Source organism: Streptomyces chartreusis NRRL 3882, from assembly GCF_900236475.1.
In the GTDB taxonomy this organism is placed as follows: domain Bacteria; phylum Actinomycetota; class Actinomycetes; order Streptomycetales; family Streptomycetaceae; genus Streptomyces; species Streptomyces chartreusis_D.
In genome coordinates, this window is the sequence record NZ_LT963352.1 from 7,232,631 (window position 1) to 7,249,818 (window position 17,188).

Annotated in this window: 18 protein-coding genes; 16 read left to right on the forward strand and 2 right to left on the reverse strand. The window is 69.7% G+C overall.

All coding sequences use genetic code 11. The annotated features are described in order from the left end of the window. The first annotated feature begins 66 nt into the window (after positions 1–66). A complete protein-coding gene (locus tag SCNRRL3882_RS32745; RefSeq protein WP_010045359.1) occupies positions 67–645 on the forward strand; it encodes a hypothetical protein in 579 nt (192 codons plus the stop codon). 59 nt (positions 646–704) lie between these two features. On the opposite strand, the gene SCNRRL3882_RS32750 is transcribed toward SCNRRL3882_RS32745, so the two are convergent. Continuing rightward, positions 705–1,010 (reverse strand): ferredoxin, encoded by a 306-nt coding sequence (locus SCNRRL3882_RS32750; protein ID WP_010045357.1) that lies wholly within the window; start codon positions 1,008–1,010, stop codon positions 705–707. A gap of 246 nt (positions 1,011–1,256) precedes the next feature. Between SCNRRL3882_RS32750 and arc the strand changes: the two genes are divergently transcribed. The 5 genes from arc (at position 1,257) to prcA (ending at position 7,189) form a co-directional block, all read left to right on the forward strand. Continuing rightward, the gene (gene arc / locus SCNRRL3882_RS32755) at positions 1,257–3,023 is read left to right on the forward strand and encodes a proteasome ATPase (protein ID WP_010045354.1); all 1,767 of its coding nucleotides are present in this window, start codon (positions 1,257–1,259) and stop codon (positions 3,021–3,023) included. A 234-nt stretch (positions 3,024–3,257) separates the two neighbouring features. Continuing rightward, on the forward strand, positions 3,258–4,769 hold the full coding sequence (dop, locus tag SCNRRL3882_RS32760; protein WP_010045351.1) for a depupylase/deamidase Dop: 1,512 nt from the start codon (positions 3,258–3,260) through the stop codon (positions 4,767–4,769). Positions 4,770–4,947: 178 nt separating this feature from the next. Further along, positions 4,948–5,166, forward strand: a complete 219-nt coding sequence (locus SCNRRL3882_RS32765) for a ubiquitin-like protein Pup (protein WP_010045349.1) — start codon at positions 4,948–4,950, stop codon at positions 5,164–5,166. Positions 5,167–5,503: 337 nt separating this feature from the next. After that, entirely contained in the window at positions 5,504–6,349 is an 846-nt protein-coding gene (gene prcB / locus SCNRRL3882_RS32770) for a proteasome subunit beta (RefSeq protein WP_010045347.1), read from the forward strand. Positions 6,350–6,418: 69 nt separating this feature from the next. Next, complete coding sequence (prcA, locus tag SCNRRL3882_RS32775; RefSeq protein ID WP_010045345.1) at positions 6,419–7,189, forward strand: proteasome subunit alpha; 771 nt, start codon at positions 6,419–6,421, stop codon at positions 7,187–7,189. Positions 7,190–7,493: 304 nt separating this feature from the next. On the opposite strand, the gene SCNRRL3882_RS32780 is transcribed toward prcA, so the two are convergent. Further along, positions 7,494–8,552 (reverse strand): LacI family DNA-binding transcriptional regulator, encoded by a 1,059-nt coding sequence (locus tag SCNRRL3882_RS32780; RefSeq protein ID WP_086012575.1) that lies wholly within the window; start codon positions 8,550–8,552, stop codon positions 7,494–7,496. 46 nt (positions 8,553–8,598) lie between these two features. On the opposite strand from SCNRRL3882_RS32780, the gene SCNRRL3882_RS32785 reads away from it, so the two are divergent. From SCNRRL3882_RS32785 to tatC, 10 genes are all read left to right on the forward strand, one after another. Next, positions 8,599–9,858: an MFS transporter gene (locus SCNRRL3882_RS32785; protein WP_010045342.1), complete on the forward strand. Its 1,260-nt coding sequence runs from the start codon at positions 8,599–8,601 to the stop codon at positions 9,856–9,858. 9 nt (positions 9,859–9,867) lie between these two features. After that, positions 9,868–11,229: a Pup--protein ligase gene (gene pafA, locus SCNRRL3882_RS32790; RefSeq protein WP_010045340.1), complete on the forward strand. Its 1,362-nt coding sequence runs from the start codon at positions 9,868–9,870 to the stop codon at positions 11,227–11,229. A 130-nt stretch (positions 11,230–11,359) separates the two neighbouring features. Beyond that, positions 11,360–12,361 carry an FKBP-type peptidyl-prolyl cis-trans isomerase gene (locus SCNRRL3882_RS32795; RefSeq protein WP_010045337.1) on the forward strand — a complete coding sequence of 334 codons (1,002 nt, stop codon included), beginning with the start codon at positions 11,360–11,362 and terminating at the stop codon, positions 12,359–12,361. A 61-nt stretch (positions 12,362–12,422) separates the two neighbouring features. Continuing rightward, entirely contained in the window at positions 12,423–12,794 is a 372-nt protein-coding gene (locus tag SCNRRL3882_RS32800; RefSeq protein WP_010045336.1) for an FKBP-type peptidyl-prolyl cis-trans isomerase, read from the forward strand. Positions 12,795–12,923: 129 nt separating this feature from the next. Continuing rightward, positions 12,924–13,901: a helix-turn-helix transcriptional regulator gene (locus SCNRRL3882_RS32805; RefSeq protein ID WP_010045335.1), complete on the forward strand. Its 978-nt coding sequence runs from the start codon at positions 12,924–12,926 to the stop codon at positions 13,899–13,901. An 18-nt stretch (positions 13,902–13,919) separates the two neighbouring features. Beyond that, positions 13,920–14,999, forward strand: a complete 1,080-nt coding sequence (locus SCNRRL3882_RS32810; protein ID WP_078602935.1) for a helix-turn-helix transcriptional regulator — start codon at positions 13,920–13,922, stop codon at positions 14,997–14,999. Positions 15,000–15,099: 100 nt separating this feature from the next. Then, positions 15,100–15,393, forward strand: a complete 294-nt coding sequence (locus SCNRRL3882_RS32815; protein ID WP_010045333.1) for a hypothetical protein — start codon at positions 15,100–15,102, stop codon at positions 15,391–15,393. Between the two features lie 45 nt (positions 15,394–15,438). Further along, positions 15,439–15,633 (forward strand): hypothetical protein, encoded by a 195-nt coding sequence (locus SCNRRL3882_RS32820; RefSeq protein ID WP_010045332.1) that lies wholly within the window; start codon positions 15,439–15,441, stop codon positions 15,631–15,633. Between the two features lie 259 nt (positions 15,634–15,892). After that, a complete protein-coding gene (gene tatA, locus SCNRRL3882_RS32825; protein ID WP_010045330.1) occupies positions 15,893–16,174 on the forward strand; it encodes a Sec-independent protein translocase subunit TatA in 282 nt (93 codons plus the stop codon). 47 nt (positions 16,175–16,221) lie between these two features. Continuing rightward, positions 16,222–17,184 carry a twin-arginine translocase subunit TatC gene (gene tatC / locus SCNRRL3882_RS32830; RefSeq protein ID WP_010045328.1) on the forward strand — a complete coding sequence of 321 codons (963 nt, stop codon included), beginning with the start codon at positions 16,222–16,224 and terminating at the stop codon, positions 17,182–17,184. Positions 17,185–17,188 lie beyond the last annotated feature (4 nt).

The following is a 17,188-nucleotide window of genomic DNA, read 5'->3' on the forward strand; positions in this document are numbered from 1 at the left end:
GCGGTGTGACGTGTGGCACCATGCTGGCCACCCCACCACCGGCACAGCCCTCAGGAGACACTCCTAGTGCAGCCTTCCGCCGTCCCGGAGCTCGCCCACACCCACACCCGTCCCATCCACTGGCTCGCCACCGCGACGGCCGTCGCCGGCGTCGTGGCCCTCTCCTCGTTCCTCCAGCCGGGCGCGGCCACAGCGGCCCAGGCGGCCGGCCCCGAGACCAGAAGCGCTCCGGCGCACCTCGCGCCGCCCGACCCGGCCGCGGTGACGTTCCCGATCGAGTGCGGCCCGGTGAAGGCCGTGGTGCAGAAGCGGGCTTCCGGCGATCTCGACGGCGACGGCAACCCCGAGACGGTGGCCGTGGTCCACTGCGACTCCCCGATGGGCACCCCGCCGGACGGCGTGTACGTCCTCACCCGGGGCGGGGACGGCGGTCAACCGCGCGTGGTGGCGACCCTGCTCGACCCCGAGGACGGCACCACCGTCAGTGACTTCGCCGTACGCGACGGCGCCGTCACGGCCACGCTCCTCGGCTACTCGTCGTCCGATGTGCCGCGTTGCTGCCCCGATGTGCACAGCGACGCGAAATGGCGTTGGCAGAACGGCGCGTTCGTGCGCTCGACACCGGCCGGTGCCCGCAGCGTGTGAGGTCCCTGCGCCCCCACGTGTGAGATATCAGACAGTAGTCACGGAACGTAGAGAAGTGGTCACTCCGCGTCTGGGCCGTAGACCTCGGCCCTGTCCGAAACTCGACGTACGTGGATGCACTCGCCCGGACACTCCTTCGCCGAGTCGATCACGTCCGTGAGGAGCGGCAGCGGCACGGGCGTTGTCGCGCCCTTGTCCTGGAGCAACTCGTCGTCGGCGCTCTTCACATAGGCCAGACCGTCGATGTCCAGCTCGAACACCTCGGGCGCGTACTGGGCGCAGATGCCGTCGCCGGTACACAGGTCCTGGTCGATCCAGACCTCCAGCGCCTCGCCGTCGACCCCCGCCTCCTGCTGCACGCTCATGTCTCCTGCCGTTTCATACGTCGAGCCGTGCCGGGAATCCGGCCAGCTCTGACGGGTGTTGAACGCTTCGACCGTACCTGAGGCTGGGTTCCAATCATGTTCGCTGGGTATCCCCCTGGCGTGAGGGAGAGCGCAAGGGTGAAGATCGGACACACCCCGACCGTCTTTGTGATCTAGGGGTTTCAATCGACACCCGCCCAGGTAGGGTCTGGAAGCGTCCAGCTCCCCTTGGAGGAGGTGAGGACCGTGGCAGCCCACGACGACGACATGAACCGCGGCATCCGCCCGGGACGCGGGTCCGACGACCCGGCCGGGCAGATCGCCTACCTTGAGCAGGAGATCGCCGTCCTGCGACGTAAGCTCGCCGACTCTCCGCGACACACGAGGATTCTCGAAGAGCGGATCGTCGAGCTGCAGACCAATCTGGCCGGCGTGTCCGCGCAGAACGAGCGGCTCGCCAACACGCTCCGTGAGGCCCGTGACCAGATCGTGGCCCTCAAGGAGGAGGTCGACCGGCTCGCGCAGCCGCCGGCCGGCTTCGGTGTCTTCCTGACGGCGAACGAGGACGGCACCGCCGACATCTTCACCGGCGGCCGCAAGCTCAGGGTGAACGTCAGCCCCAGCGTCGAGCTCGACGAGCTCCGGCGCGGCCAGGAAGTGATGCTCAACGAAGCGCTCAACGTGGTCGACGCCATGGAGTTCGAGCGCGTCGGCGACATCGTCACACTCAAGGAGATCCTCGAGGACGGCGAGCGGGCCCTGGTGCTCGGGCACACCGACGAGGAGCGGGTGGTACGGCTCGCCGAGCCGCTGCTGGACGTCACCATCCGCCCCGGCGACGCCCTGCTCCTGGAGCCCCGCTCCGGCTACGTCTACGAGGTCGTGCCGAAGAGCGAGGTCGAGGAGCTCGTCCTCGAAGAGGTCCCCGACATCGGCTACGAGCAGATCGGCGGCCTCGGCGGCCAGATCGAGGCCATCCGCGACGCGGTCGAGCTCCCGTACCTCTACCCGGACCTGTTCAAGGAGCACGAACTGCGGCCGCCGAAGGGTGTCCTGCTGTACGGGCCTCCCGGATGCGGTAAGACCCTGATCGCCAAGGCCGTGGCCAACTCGCTGGCCAAGAAGGTCGCCGAGGTGACCGGCCAGGCCGCCGGCAAGAGCTTCTTCCTCAACATCAAGGGCCCCGAGCTCCTGAACAAGTACGTCGGTGAGACGGAGCGGCAGATCCGCCTCGTCTTCCAGCGGGCCCGTGAGAAGGCCAGCGAGGGCACCCCCGTCATCGTCTTCTTCGACGAGATGGAGTCCCTCTTCCGCACCCGTGGCTCCGGTGTCAGCTCGGACGTGGAGAACACCATCGTCCCGCAGCTGCTGGCCGAGATCGACGGTGTGGAGGGCCTGCAGAACGTGGTCGTGATCGGTGCCTCCAACCGTGAGGACATGATCGACCCGGCCATCCTGCGGCCCGGCCGGCTGGACGTGAAGATCAAGATCGAGCGTCCGGACGCCGAGGCGGCCAAGGACATCTTCGGCAAGTACCTCACCGAGCGCCTCCCGCTGCACAGCGACGACCTCGCCGAGCACGGCGGCTCCAAGGCCTCCACGGTCCAGAGCATGATCCAGACGGCCGTCGAACAGATGTACGCCGAATCCGAGGAGAACCGCTTCCTGGAGGTCACCTACGCCAACGGCGACAAGGAAGTCCTCTACTTCAAGGACTTCAACTCCGGCGCCATGATCGAGAACATCGTCGGCCGCGCCAAGAAGATGGCGATCAAGGACTTCCTCGAGAAGAACCAGAAGGGCCTCCGGGTCTCCCACCTCCTCCAGGCCTGCGTGGACGAGTTCAAGGAGAACGAGGACCTGCCGAACACCACCAACCCGGACGACTGGGCCCGAATCTCCGGAAAGAAGGGCGAACGGATCGTGTACATCCGTACGCTCATCACCGGAAAGCAGGGCGCGGACACCGGACGCTCCATCGACACGGTGGCGAACACCGGTCAGTACCTGTAAAAGACAGGGCGGCTGCGGGTGCCCTCGGCGGGTACCCGCAGCCGCCTGTTTTTCAGGCCACGGCTGGAGCAACGCAATGACGCAAATGATCTCCCCACCAGCGCAAAGGCGTTCTAGGCTCTTGCGTACCGCCAAGTCGCGCAGTGCGGGGACGGGCACCGCACACGCAACCGAGCGCCAGCGGTATCTGAGTGGCGCCCACGACCGAGGGCGCCGCCGGGCAAGGAGGGCCGCATGACCGTACGGCGAGTAATGGGCATCGAGACGGAGTACGGAATCTCCGTCCCCGGCCACCCCAACGCCAATGCCATGCTCACCTCGTCCCAGATCGTGAACGCCTACGCGGCGGCGATGCACCGGGCCCGCCGGGCCCGCTGGGACTTCGAGGAGGAGAACCCGCTGCGGGACGCCCGAGGCTTCGACCTCGCCCGCGAGGCCGCCGACTCCAGCCAGCTCACCGACGAGGACATCGGCCTGGCCAACGTGATCCTCACCAACGGCGCACGGCTCTACGTCGACCACGCACACCCCGAGTACAGCGCCCCTGAGGTGACGAATCCGCGGGACGCCGTCCTCTGGGACAAGGCCGGCGAGAGGATCATGGCGGAGGCCGCGGAACGGGCCGCCCAGCTGCCCGGTGCCCAGCCGATCCACCTGTACAAGAACAACACCGACAACAAGGGCGCGTCCTACGGCACGCACGAGAACTACCTGATGAAGCGGGAGACCCCCTTCTCGGACATCGTGCGCCACCTCACGCCGTTCTTCGTCTCCCGCCAGGTCTTCACCGGCGCGGGCCGTGTCGGCATCGGCCAGGACGGGCACGAGCACGGCTTCCAGCTCAGCCAGCGGGCCGACTACTTCGAGGTCGAGGTCGGCCTCGAGACGACGCTCAAGCGCCCGATCATCAACACCCGCGACGAGCCGCACGCGGACGCCGAGAAGTACCGCCGGCTGCACGTGATCATCGGGGACGCGAACCTGTCGGAGATCTCGACGTACCTCAAGCTGGGGACGACCTCCCTGGTCCTGTCGATGATCGAGGACGGTTTCATCGCCGTCGACCTCGCCGTCGACCAGCCCGTGCGCACGCTCCACCAGGTCTCGCACGACCCGTCCCTGAAGCGCCTGGTCACGCTGCGCAGCGGCCGGACGCTCACGGCGGTCCAGCTGCAGATGGAGTACTACGAGCTGGCGCGCAAGTACGTGGAGGAGCGGTTCGGCGCGGACGCCGACGACCAGACCAAGGACGTCCTGTCCCGCTGGGAGGACACCCTCACCCGCCTGGAGCACGACCCGATGAGCCTGGCCGGCGAGCTGGACTGGGTCGCCAAGCGGGAGCTCATGGAGGGCTACCGGCGCCGGGACAACCTCGACTGGGACGCGGCGCGGCTGCACCTGGTCGACCTCCAGTACGCCGACGTACGCCCCGAGAAGGGCCTGTACAACCGTCTGGTGGCCCGCGGGCGCATGAAGCGGCTGCTGGACGAGGCGGACGTCGAGCGGGCCCGTACGGCGCCGCCTGAGGACACGCGCGCGTACTTCCGCGGCCGCTGCCTGGAGCAGTACGCGGACGACGTGGCGGCGGCGTCCTGGGACTCGGTGATCTTCGACCTGCCGGGCCGGGACTCCCTCCAGCGCGTTCCAACCCTCGAACCGCTTCGCGGAACGCGTAATCACGTCAAGGAGCTCCTGGACCGCTGCCGCACCGCGGAAGACCTGGTCAGGGTCCTTTCGGGCGGGTGAGCGCGTTCAGCGGGTACTCGGGTGGGGCCCGCCGGACAGGGTGGAAAATCCCAGGTCCGGGAATCATCGAGGTGGTCCCCGTACGTTGGAGCAACAGCGGGGCCATTGTCAGACCCGGCGAGTAGGGTCTGATCTTGACCGAGCAACTGTGTCGGGCGAACCGAGCGGGGTGAGGGATATGGCGACCAAGGACACCGGCGGCGGACAGCAGAAGGCCACCCGGTCCACCGAGGAGGTCGAGGAGCAGGCGGCAGAGGCGCAGGCTTCGGAGGACGTCAAGGAGCGTCACGAGAAGCTGAGCGACGACGTGGACTCGGTTCTGGACGAGATCGACGACGTCCTCGAGGAGAACGCCGAGGACTTCGTGCGGTCCTTCGTTCAAAAGGGTGGACAGTAAGGCGCCTGAGCCTTCGTTCCGAAGGTGAGCGGGGTGTCGTGGGTGACGGACGAGCCGAGCGCGGAGCGCTGCGCGCGGGGCAGTGCATGACGTGATGCCCTCGTGTGTGGCGCTCCGGGCGTCGGTGGCGTCCGGAGCCCGGTGGCCCGCCGGGCAGGAGGGGCGGGCAAGTGCGGCGTGGCTCCCGCGCAGTTGGTGTCGCCGGGCATGTGGATCACCGCCGAAGGGCGGGTAGGGTCCGTGGCATACCGAGCCCTCGGTCGCAACCGGACCGGGGTTGTTCCAAGGATCGGCCCGACGTCACAGGGCGGGCTGTCGCATACGTGGAAGGAATCGCGTGGAAGCCAACACTCGTAGCACCGGGCGTCTACCAGCTGCCTTCCTGACGCCAGGGTCTTCCTCCTTCATGGATTTTCTCTCCGATCACCAGCCCGAACTGCTGCCGGGCAACAAGAAGTTGCCGCCGGTGCAGGGCGCGATCGAGGCGCCGCACGGCACGACGATCGTGGCCGTGACGTTCCCCGGCGGCGTCGTCCTCGCCGGTGACCGACGGGCCACCATGGGCAACGTCATCGCGCAGCGGGACATCGAGAAGGTGTTCCCCGCCGACGAGTACTCGGCCGTGGGCATCGCCGGCACGGCGGGTCTGGCCGTGGAGATGGTGAAGCTGTTCCAGCTGGAGCTGGAGCACTTCGAGAAGGTCGAGGGCGCGCAGCTGTCGCTGGAGGGCAAGGCGAACCGGCTGTCGACGATGATCCGCTCGAACCTCGGCATGGCCATGCAGGGGCTGGCCGTCGTCCCGCTGTTCGCCGGGTACGACGTGGACCGGGAGAAGGGGCGGATCTTCTCCTACGACGTCACGGGCGGGCGCTCAGAGGAGCAGGGCTACGCGGCCACGGGTTCCGGTTCGATCTTCGCCCGCGGCGCGATGAAGAAGCTCTTCCGGGAGGACCTGAGCGAGGACGAGGCCACGACGCTCGTGGTCCAGGCGCTCTACGACGCGGCAGACGACGACTCGGCGACCGGCGGTCCCGATGTCGCCCGCCGGATCTATCCCATCGTCACCGTGATCACCGAGGACGGCTTCCGCCGGCTCTCCGAGAACGAGTCGTCCGAGATCGCGCGCTCGATTCTGGAGCGGCGTCTGGAGCAGCCCGACGGTCCGCGGGCCGCGCTGCTGTGAGCAGCGGGCTGTCTTCATGAGGGTGGTCCAGTGAACCGACGGAATCTTCAAGAGAGGGACGGATAACCGGTGACGACGCCGTTCTATGTCTCCCCCCAGCAGGCGATGGCCGACCGGGCGGAGCTCGCCCGCAAGGGCATCGCCCGTGGCCGCAGCCTGGTCGTGCTGCAGTACGCCGACGGCATCGTGTTCGTCGGCGAGAACCCGTCCCGCACGCTGCACAAGTTCAGCGAGATCTACGACCGGATCGGCTTCGCGGCCGCCGGCAAGTACAACGAGTACGAGAACCTGCGGATCGGCGGTGTGCGCTACGCCGACCTGCGGGGTTACACCTACGACCGGGACGATGTGACGGCCCGGGGCCTGGCGAACGTGTATGCCCAGACGCTGGGCACGATCTTCTCCAGCGCGGCCGAGAAGCCGTACGAGGTGGAGCTGGTCGTCGCGGAGGTCGGGGAGACCCCCGAGGGCGACCAGATCTACCGGCTGCCGCACGACGGTTCCATCGTGGACGAGCACGGCTCGGTCGCGGTGGGGGGCAACGCGGAGCAGATCAGCAGCTATCTGGACCAGCGTCACCGGGACGGTATGACGCTGGCCGAGGCGCTGAAGCTGGCGGTGCAGGCGCTGTCCCGCGACACCAACGGCAGCGAGCGGGAGATCCCCGCGGAGCGGCTGGAAGTGGCGGTGCTGGACCGTACGCGGCCGCAGAAGCGGAAGTTCAAGCGGATCAGCGGGCGCCAGCTGGGCCGGCTGCTGGAGGCCGACGGAGCGACCACGGCGTCGGAGGCCGAGGCGGACGCGGAGGCCGAGGCGGAGGCGTCCGGGGACGGGGAGTAGTCGAGTAGTCGTCCCCTGCCGCGCGCCCAGGCCGTTCTGCGGTCTGGGCGCGCGGCCTGTGCGCGTGGGGTGGGGGCGCGCCGCTGGCGCCTACCGGGGTGCGGTGGGTCGGGGCCGCGTCGGGGGGTGTCCGTCCTCGGAACGGCGCGGTGGGGTTGGACGCCGACTGACTGTCCGGTGACGCGCCAACCGCTGCGGGCCGCCTAGCTGCGGGCAATCGTGCCGCTGGGGGCGGCACGGGTGGGCGCAGCGGCACCCCGCTCCGCCGGGTTGCGGACCCACCCGGCCCCGGCACAAACGGCCGCTAGGGCCGTCCCGGCGGTGCCGTGGAGCCCCGTACCACCAGACTCACCGGGATGTCCCCGCCCTCGGGCTCACGGCCCTCCAGGACGGCCAGCAGCGCTCGCATACCCCGTTCACCGAACAACTCGGCGTCCAGGCGGACCGTCGTCAGCTCGGGGTCGATCGCCGTGGCCAGGGCCAGATCGTCCAGGCCGGTGACCGACAGGTCGTCCGGGACGCGCAGGCCCAGTCGCCGAGCTGCCTTGTACGTGCCGGCGGCCAGCTGGTCGTCGTCGCAGACCACGGCCGTGGGACGGGGCCCGGGCCCCGAGAGGGCGGTTTCTGCGGCGGCCACCGCGCCCTCGATGGAGATCGGCGAGCGGGCCGTACGGACGGACGTACCGGGCACCCCGGCCAGGCGAGCCGCCAGCTCCCGGGCACGGACCTCGAAGGTCCAGGACGGCACGTCCGCCGCCAGGTGGAGGAACCGGCGGTGGCCCAGGGACAGCAGGTGTTCCGCGACCTGGCGGACACCGTCGGCGATGTCCAGGTTCACCGTCGCCGCCCCCAGGCTGCCCGCCGGGTCACTGTCCAGCATCACCAGCGGCAGCGCCTCCCCGCGGATCGCGGTCAGCGCGTCCGCGGCCATGGAGGACGCGATGACGCCGTCGAGCGCGGCCTGCGCCGAGGCGAAGGGGTCCCGGGCGGGGCCGATGCCCTCGGGGGAGGGGTACAGGACCACGCCGAAGCCGTGCTCGGCGGCGACGCGGGTGGCGCCCGTGTAGACACCGGCGAAGAACTCCGTGGTCAGGGCCGGGACCACCAGGAGGACCGTGCGGGTACGGCCCAGGCGCAGATTGCGGGCGGCCAGGTTCGGGCGGTAGCCCAGATCGCGCGCGGCCTCGCGGACCCGCTGCGCCGTCGTCTCCGAGACACGCCCGCGCCACTTGTCCCCGAGGACCAGGGAGACCGCCGCCTGGGACACGCCGGCGGCCTGGGCGACGTCCCGGCTCGTGGGTCGGGTGCTGCCTCGTGCCACCGTCGGCCCGCTCCTTCGTCTGGACTCGTGAACAGCGGCCATGGTACGTATGGGAGTCGAAGTTATACGTAAAACCTAGGGCGGGGACATGGCCACGGGGTACTTGGAGATCCTTCGGGCGCGACACGCCGCCCGGCTGCTCGTCGGCACGCTCGTGGGCCGGCTGCCCAACGCCACGGCGGCCATCGCGATCCTGCTGTTCGTACGGGCCGAAGGCGGCTCGTACAGCCTCGCGGGAGCGCTGGCGGGCGTGTACGGCGTGGCCAACGCCGTCGGGCAGCCGGTGCTGGGCCGGCTCGTGGACCTGCGCGGGCAGCCGCGCGTGCAGCTGCCGGCGGCCGTCCTCTCCGCGTTCTCCATGGCCGTCTTCGCCCTCGGCGGGATCGGATCGCTGCCCCTCGCGTACGCCGCCGTGGCCGGTGCCGGGCTCTTCACGCCGCCCCTCGAGGGCGGGCTGCGGGCCCTGTGGTCGTCCGTCCTCCGCAAGGAGGAGCACGTGCACACCGCGTACGCCATGGACGCCGTGGCCCAGGAGGTGATGTTCACCGTCGGGCCGCTGCTCGTGACGCTGTGCGTGTCCCTGTGGTCCGCCCAGGCCGCGCTGCTCGTGCTGAACGGCGTCGGGGTGCTGGGTGCGCTGTCCGTGGTGGTGTCGCCGCCCTCGCGTGCCTGGCGGTCGGCGCCGCGTGAGGCGCACTGGCTGGGCGCGCTGCGTTCGCCGGGGCTGCTGGCGCTGCTGGCGGCGTTCCTGTTCATCGGGATGGCGCTCGGGTCCATCACGGTCGCCTCCGTGCCCTACGCGGACGAGCACGGCGGTGACGTCGTATACGGCTGGCTGATGGCGGCCCTGGGGTTCGGGGCGCTGGTCGGCGGCGCCGTCTACGGGGCCCGGCAGTGGGCCGGTGAGCCCGCGCGGCGACTGCGGGTGCTGGTGGCCCTTCTGGTGGTGTGTTACCTGCCGCTGATGCTCATGCCGGACGCGGTGGCCATGGTGGCGCTGACCGCGCTCGCCGGGGTCTTCCTCGCGCCGGCCATCGCCTGCGCGTTCGTCCTGGTCGACCGGCACGCGCCGCGCGGCACGGTCACCGAGGCGTTCTCCTGGCTGGTGACGACGTTCACCGTGGGCCACTCGGTCGGAACGGGCGTCGCGGGACCCGTCGTAGAGGCGGGCGGGGCCCTGTGGGGCTTCGCCTTGCCGGGTGCCGCGGGTGGCGTTTCCCTGCTGGTTTTGACCGCCACGGGGCGGGTACTCGCAGCTCCCGGTGGGGGAGCGGTGGTTGCCGCCGGTTCGGAAAATGATCCAAACCGTGCCGTCGAACCCCGTTTCAGTTCAGGGGATCGGGCGTAATGTTCCCTCATGGACCGCCGCATTTTCGGGCTGGAGAACGAGTACGGCGTCACGTGCACGTTCAGGGGACAGCGCCGCCTGTCTCCTGACGAGGTGGCGCGGTACCTCTTCCGCCGTGTCGTGTCATGGGGCCGCAGCAGCAATGTCTTTCTGCGAAACGGCGCCCGCCTCTATCTCGACGTGGGCTCACATCCGGAATACGCGACACCGGAATGTGACAACGTGATCGAACTGGTCACCCACGACAAAGCGGGCGAGCGCATTCTCGAAGGACTCCTGGTGGACGCCGAACGACGCCTGCACGAGGAGGGAATCGCGGGCGACGTCTACCTCTTCAAGAACAACACCGACTCGGCGGGCAACTCCTACGGATGCCACGAGAACTATCTCGTGGCGCGGCACGGGGAGTTCTCGCGGCTCGCGGACATTCTGATTCCGTTCCTGGTCACGCGGCAGTTGCTGTGCGGCGCCGGCAAGGTGCTGCAGACGCCGCGCGGGGCCGTGTACTGCGTCAGCCAGCGGGCCGAGCACATCTGGGAGGGCGTCTCCTCGGCGACGACCCGCTCCCGGCCGATCATCAACACGCGTGACGAGCCGCACGCGGACGCCGAGCGCTACCGCCGCCTGCACGTCATCGTGGGCGACTCCAACATGTCCGAGACGACCATGCTGCTCAAGGTCGGCGCCACCGACCTGGTACTGCGCATGATCGAGGCGGGCACGGTGATGCGGGACCTCACCCTGGAGAACCCGATCCGGGCGATCCGCGAGGTCAGCCACGACATCACCGGCCGCCGCAAGGTCCGCCTGGCCAGCGGACGCGAGGCCTCCGCCCTGGAGGTGCAGCGCGAGTACTACGAGAAGGCCGTGGACTTCTGCGAGCGCCGCGGCATCCGCACCGGCACCGTGGAGCAGGTCCTGGAACTGTGGGGCCGCACCCTGGACGCGATCGAGACCGAGGACCTCGACCGCATCGGCACCGAGATCGACTGGGTCATGAAGTACAAGCTCATCGAGCGGTACCGCGCCAAGAACAACATGACCATGTCGCACCCGCGGGTCGCGCAGATAGACCTCGCCTACCACGACATCCACCGCCGTCGTGGCCTGTACTACCTCCTCGAGAAGAAGGGGCAGGCAGCACGTGTCTGCAACGACTTGAAGATCTTCGAGGGCAAGTCCGTTCCGCCGCAGACCACTCGGGCCCGGCTGCGCGGCGACTTCATCCGGCGCGCCCAGGAACAGCGCCGTGACTTCACGGTCGACTGGGTTCACCTCAAGCTCAACGACCAGGCCCAGCGCACCGTCTTGTGCAAGGACCCGTTCCGTTCCGTGGACGACCGGGTGGAGAAGCTGATCGCCGGAATGTGAGGAAATGCGCCGGCGGGGAAATCGCCGGAACGCCACACGGGCGCCGTACGTTACAAGTACGGCGCCCTGCTCACGCCGTAGAGTTGCGCGCACGCCATCAACGAGATCGATCGATTACGAGGCCCCCACAGTGCGCCGACGCTCACTTCTCATCTCCGTACCCGCTGGACTGGCCACGCTCGCCGCATGCGGCGACGACAAGTCCGACTCGAGCAAGGCCAGCGACAGCCCGTCGCCCTCGGCGTCGGCTCCGTCCGCGGCCCCGCCGCCGAAGATCGTCGACGGTCCGCTGCCGGCGGTCACCGCGGGCACGAAGTTCGACGAGAAGCCGACGATCGCCAAGGGCAGCGGGGAGCCGTCGAAGCAGCTCGCGGTGAAGACGCTGGTCGCGGGCAGCGGCAAGACCATCGCGGAGAACGACTTCGTCGTCGCCCACTACCTGGGCCAGGTCTGGAACACCGCCAAGGTCTTCGACAACTCCTACGACCGCAAGGCCCGCCTGGCCATCCAGCTGGCCCAGGGCCAGATCATCGACGGCTGGCGGTACGCGCTGGCCGGCAAGAAGGCCGGCAGCCGTGTCGAGATGGCCGTCCCGCCCACCTGGGGCTACGGCTCGCAGGGCAACCCGCAGGCGGGCATCAAGGGCACCGACACCCTGGTCTTCGTCGTCGACGTGCAGGACACGTTCAACGCCAAGAGCTCCGCCAAGGGCAAGGAGGTCCCGCAGGACAACGCGGACCTGCCCAAGGTCGGCACCGGCACCGACGGCAAGGCGCCCTCCATCGAGGTGCCCAAGGCGGCGGCCCCGAAGAAGCTCGTCGCGGAGTACGTGCTGGAGGGCGACGGTGACAAGGTCGCCGCCGGGGACAGCGTCCTCGTGCAGTACAAGGGCGTGCTGTGGGACGGCGGCAAGGAGTTCGACTCGTCGTACGCCAACAAGCAACTGGTGTCGTTCTCGCTCCAGCAGGTCGTCAAGGGCTGGGCGCAGGGCCTGACCGGCAAGAAGGTCGGCAGCCGCGTCCTCATCGTCATCCCGCCGAAGCTGGGCTACGGGGACAACCCGCCGCAGGGCAGCGGCATCAAGAAGGACTCCACGCTGGTCTTCTCGGTGGACATCCTCGCGAAGCTGTGAGGCGCGTGGGATGTAAGACTGTGCGTGTTCGCCTTTTCGCAGACAAGCAGGAGCCAGAGACGTGAGCATCGACAAGCCCGAGATCGACTTCCCGGGCGGCGAGCCCCCGGCGGACCTCGAGATCAAGGACATCTGGGAGGGTGACGGCCCGGTCGCGCAGGCCGGCCAGACCGTCACCGTGCACTACGTGGGTGTCTCCTTCAGCACCGGCGAGGAGTTCGACGCCAGCTGGAACCGCGGCACCCCGTTCCGCTTCCCGCTGGGTGGCGGCCGGGTCATCAAGGGCTGGGACCAGGGCGTGCAGGGCATGAAGGTCGGCGGCCGCCGCCAGCTGACCATCCCCGCCCACCTCGCCTACGGCAATCAGAGCCCGTCCCCTCTGATCAAGCCCGGCGAGACGCTGATCTTCGTGGTCGACCTGCTCGGGGTCTGAGCAGGATCCGAACAGACTCGATCACGTGGGGCCCATGCCTGTTCGGGCATGGGCCCTCGGCTTTTGCCGGGCCACCGCGGGGCGGTACGGTCGTCGTCGTCAAGCACCATAGGGAGGCGAAGGGCGTCGATGGCCATTGCCAAGGCCGAGCGGCTGATGAATCTGGCGCTGTGTCTGCTCGGGACGCGGCGGCCGCTCAGCAAGCGTGAGCTGCGCGACTCCATCGAGGCCTACGTCGAGGCCTTCGGGCCGGGCAACGGCCCGGGAGGCAACGACGACTCCTTCAACCGCATGTTCGAGCGCGACAAGGACGACCTGCGCGAACTGGGACTGGTCATCGAGACCGTCGAGAGCCTCGACGGCGAGATCGGCTATCTGGCCCGCCGGGACAGCAACCGCCTCCCGCCCATCACCCTGGACGCCGAGGAGGCCGCCGCGCTCGGCCTCGCCGCCAAGGTGTGGCAGCAGGCCCGGCTCGCCGGTGCCGCCAGTGGCGCCCTCCAGAAGCTACGCGCGGCGGGACTCCCCGAGGACGTCGACCCGTACGGGGCGCACGGCGCGCTGGAGCCGCGCATCCCCGTGCACGAGGCGGCGTTCGAGCCGCTGATGCTCGCCTGCCGGGACCGCCGGCCCGTCGTGTTCGACTACCGCAAGGCCACTGCCGCCCACCCCGAGCAGCGACATGTCGAGCCGTGGGCTCTGGAGTGCTGGCGGGGCCACTGGTACCTGGCGGGCTGGGACCGCGACCGGGGCGCCGAGCGGGTCTTCCGGCTCTCCCGGATCACCGGCAAGGTCCGTTCGCGCGGCGGCCGGTACACCGCTCCGGTGCCGGACGTCGTCACCGTCCGTGAGACCGTCGCGAGCTGGGCGGGGGAGATCACCGACCGCTCGGCGCGGATCCGGCTGCGCTCGGCCGCGGGCTACCCCCTTCGGGCGAAGGCCACCTCGGTTCGGGAACTCGGTGGCGGCTGGGACGAGTTGGAGATTCCGTACGGCCACGGGCTGGACGCCTGGCTGGTGGAGTTCGGGCCGGACGTGGTCGTCCTGGAGCCCGCGGAGCTGCGGGCCGACGTGGTGGACCGGCTGCGGGCCGTGGCCAAGGGCTGAGGGGGAGCGGACGAGACAGTGGCAGGCAAACCGGTCAGGCCCGTGAACGCCATCGACCAGACCAGACGGATGCTCTCCCTGGTGACGTATCTGAGGGAGCGCCCCGGGGCCCGGGTCGAGGACGTCGCGCGCGCCTTCGGCATCACCGAGGACGAGCTGGTCTCCGACCTCGACGTGCTGCCCATGTGCGGCACCAGCTTCCGCGGCGGCGACCTGCTCGACATCGACACCGACGGCGAGCGGATCTGGTGGCACAACCCGGCCGCCCTCGCGGCGGAGGCGGCCGAGCCGCTCAGGCTCGCCGCCGACGAGGCCACCGCCCTGCTCGTCGCGGCCCGGGCCGTCGCCACCCTGCCCGGGCTGCGCGAGAGCGACCGGCAGGCGCTGCTGCGGGCGACGGCCAAGGTGGAGACCGCGGCCGGCGAGGCGGCGGGCGCCAGCTCGCGGCTGTCGGTGACCTTCGAGTCCGAGGGCGGGGTCTTCGCGGACGTCGACCGGGCGATCGCCGAGCGCCGCCGGCTGTGGATCCGCTACTACTCGCCCGCGCGCGACGAGGTCACCGAGCGGGAGATCGACCCGATCCGCCTGGTCAGCGTCGGGCACACCTACGTCGAGGCCTGGTGCCGCCGCTCGGAGGCGCGCCGCACCTTCCGGCTCGACCGGGTCGCCGAGATCAAGATCCTGGACGAGCCGTCGGCGCCACCGGAGATCGAGCTGCGGGACCTGTCCGAGGCGCTGGTGCAGCCCGCGGCCGAGGACCCGGAGGTCGTGGTCGAGGTCGGGCCCGGCGGTCGCTGGGTCGCCGAGTACTACCCGCACGACAGCGCGGAGGAGCTCGCCGACGGCGGGCTGCGCATCACTCTGCGGACCCCCGACCCGGCGTCGCTGCGCCGCCTGGCGCTGCGGCTCGGGCGGGACGGCCGCATCGTGTCGCCGCCCGAGCTGGCGGACAGCGCCCGGCAGGCGGCCCGCGAGGCGCTGGCGGCGTACGACGGGATCGAGGCCGTGGCGGCGGTCGGCGGGGCGGAGGCCGCCGACGCGGATGGGCCGCGTGCGGTGCACGCCGTCGCGGACGGGCCGGACGGCAGACGCGAGTGAGCCGCGGGTGCCACCGGCGTCGACGGCCGGACCCGGCCGTCCCGCGACACCGGCCGTGGCGCCCCGGAGGCGAACGACCCGAGAAAGAGGAGCCAGGGCTGTGAGCGAGTCGGTGACGTCCGGTGCGATGGGCATGACGGTGGAGTCCGCGTTCGCCGGGATGAGAAGCGTGACCCCGGTGGTGTTCCGGGCGGGCTGCCCGGACTGCCGGGAGCGCTTCGAGCTCACCGCGGGCGCCCTGCGCCTCGCCATCGGCGCCACGAGCCGTACGACTTTCTACTCCTTCACCTGCCCGGAGTGCGGCGCCTCCGTCCGCAAGCCCGCGGGGGAGCGGATCGTGGAACTGCTCACCGGCGGCGGCGTGCGCACCCTGCGGCTGCACTCCACCGTCTAGTGGGCCGGGGCATCCGGACCGTCAGGAGGGTCTAGGCTCGGCGTCATGTTCTGGCCGATGTTCGCGATTGCCATGGGATTCGTGGGTCTCGCCGTGCTCGGGGTGCTCGCCGTGCGGGTCTTCGTCGAGGCACAGCGCCTGGGCAGCCAGGTCACGGACTCGGCGCGCCGGATCAACCGGGCCGCGGAGGACCTCGAACGGGCGGCGGAGAGCACGGCCCGGTCCGTGGACGCCCTGTGAGCTGTCCGGCAGGCGGCTGTGAGTCCGGCTTCGGGACACTTCGCCCTGTCACCTCGGTGGTTCGGACAGGTACTCTGCTGGTCGCGGCCCGGTTAACGAGGCACTGGCCGCGGACGGGAGTACGCACAGGGGATGCAGAGGGATTGCCCCACGTTTACCCCTGAGCGTTACGATCGCTGTCAACACGATCGTTCGGACACATGTCCGACCGGTCGGACAGCACCCCACCACAGCCGCCTCGGTGAGAAGGTAAAGACTTATGTTCGGAAGGCTCGGAGCCCCCGAGATCATTCTCATCCTCGTCGTCATCATCCTGCTGTTCGGCGCGAAGAAGCTTCCGGACATGGCTCGGTCGCTCGGCAAGTCGGCCCGCATCCTCAAGAGCGAGGCCAAGGCCATGAAGGACGAAGGCAAGTCGTCCACGACCCCGGCCGGCCCGCCCAACAACGACGAGCCCTCGCAGCGCACCATCCAGGCCGCCCCCGGCGACGTGACCAGCTCGCGCCCGGTCAACGAGCCGACGGACACGACCAAGCGCTGACGCAGGGCCGGTGACCTCCGGCCCGCCGCACGAGATGGGAACGTGGGTTGCTGAAGTCTGCCCGCAAGCAGGAGAGGGATCCCGAGGGGCGCATGCCCCTCGCGGAGCACCTTCGCGAGCTCCGCAACCGGCTCGCCAAGGCGATGCTGGCGATCGTCGTCGTCACGGTCTTCGCCGCCTTCTTCTACAACGACATCATCAACTTGATCACCAAGCCGATCCTCGACTCGGTCGGCTGTGACAAGACCTTCGCGGAACTGGCCAAGTCGCAGCCCGGCTCGAAGCCGTGTGCGCAGATCACCATCAACGGCCTGCTCACCCCCTTCACGCTGGCGCTGAAGGTGTCCCTGATGGCCGGTGTCGTGCTGGCCTCGCCGATCTGGCTCTACCAGCTGTGGGCCTTCGTCGCGCCCGGTCTGCACCGGCACGAGAAGAAGTACGCCTACGCCTTCGTCGGCACGGGCGCCCCGCTGTTCGTCGTCGGCGCCTACTTCGCGTACACGGTCCTTCCCACCACGGCGAAGGTGCTGCTCGAGTTCACCCCGGGCGGCACGTCCAACCTCCTTCCGCTGGACGACCTGCTCGACCTGGTCATGCGGATGGTGCTCGTCTTCGGCCTCTCGTTCGAGCTGCCCCTGCTGCTGGTCATGCTCAACCTCACCGGGGTGCTCACCGGTAAGCGCATGCTCGGCTGGTGGCGCGGCATGATCATGGCCATCACGGTGTTCGCGGCCGTCGCCACACCCAGCACCGACCCCCTGACCATGCTGGCCCTCGCGGCGCCGATCTGGATCCTGTACTTCGCCGCCGTCGCCTTCTCCCTGATCAACGACCGCCGGCGCAGCCGTCGCGAGGCCCTGGGCCCCGCCGACGACGAGGCCTCCGAGCTGGACCTCACGCCCGAGGACATCGGCGAGATCGAGCCCGTGACCACCAGCCGCGCCGCCCTGCCCGAGCAGGCGAGCGGAGACCGCACGGACCGGGTCAACGGTTATGACGACGTGACCTGAAGAT

Excerpts from the sequence above, each read along its gene's own strand:
- SCNRRL3882_RS32780 (WP_086012575.1), bottom strand. The coding sequence starts at position 8,552 with ATGGCCGCTGTTCACGAGTCCAGACGAAGGAGCGGGCCGACGGTGGCA.
- SCNRRL3882_RS32820 (WP_010045332.1), top strand. The coding sequence starts at position 15,439 with ATGTTCTGGCCGATGTTCGCGATTGCCATGGGATTCGTGGGTCTCGCC.
- tatA (WP_010045330.1), top strand. The coding sequence starts at position 15,893 with ATGTTCGGAAGGCTCGGAGCCCCCGAGATCATTCTCATCCTCGTCGTC.
- SCNRRL3882_RS32765 (WP_010045349.1), top strand. The coding sequence starts at position 4,948 with ATGGCGACCAAGGACACCGGCGGCGGACAGCAGAAGGCCACCCGGTCC.
- SCNRRL3882_RS32805 (WP_010045335.1), top strand. The coding sequence starts at position 12,924 with ATGGCCATTGCCAAGGCCGAGCGGCTGATGAATCTGGCGCTGTGTCTG.
- SCNRRL3882_RS32750 (WP_010045357.1), bottom strand. The coding sequence starts at position 1,010 with ATGAGCGTGCAGCAGGAGGCGGGGGTCGACGGCGAGGCGCTGGAGGTC.
- pafA (WP_010045340.1), top strand. The coding sequence starts at position 9,868 with ATGGACCGCCGCATTTTCGGGCTGGAGAACGAGTACGGCGTCACGTGC.
- dop (WP_010045351.1), top strand. The coding sequence starts at position 3,258 with ATGACCGTACGGCGAGTAATGGGCATCGAGACGGAGTACGGAATCTCC.
- SCNRRL3882_RS32785 (WP_010045342.1), top strand. The coding sequence starts at position 8,599 with ATGGCCACGGGGTACTTGGAGATCCTTCGGGCGCGACACGCCGCCCGG.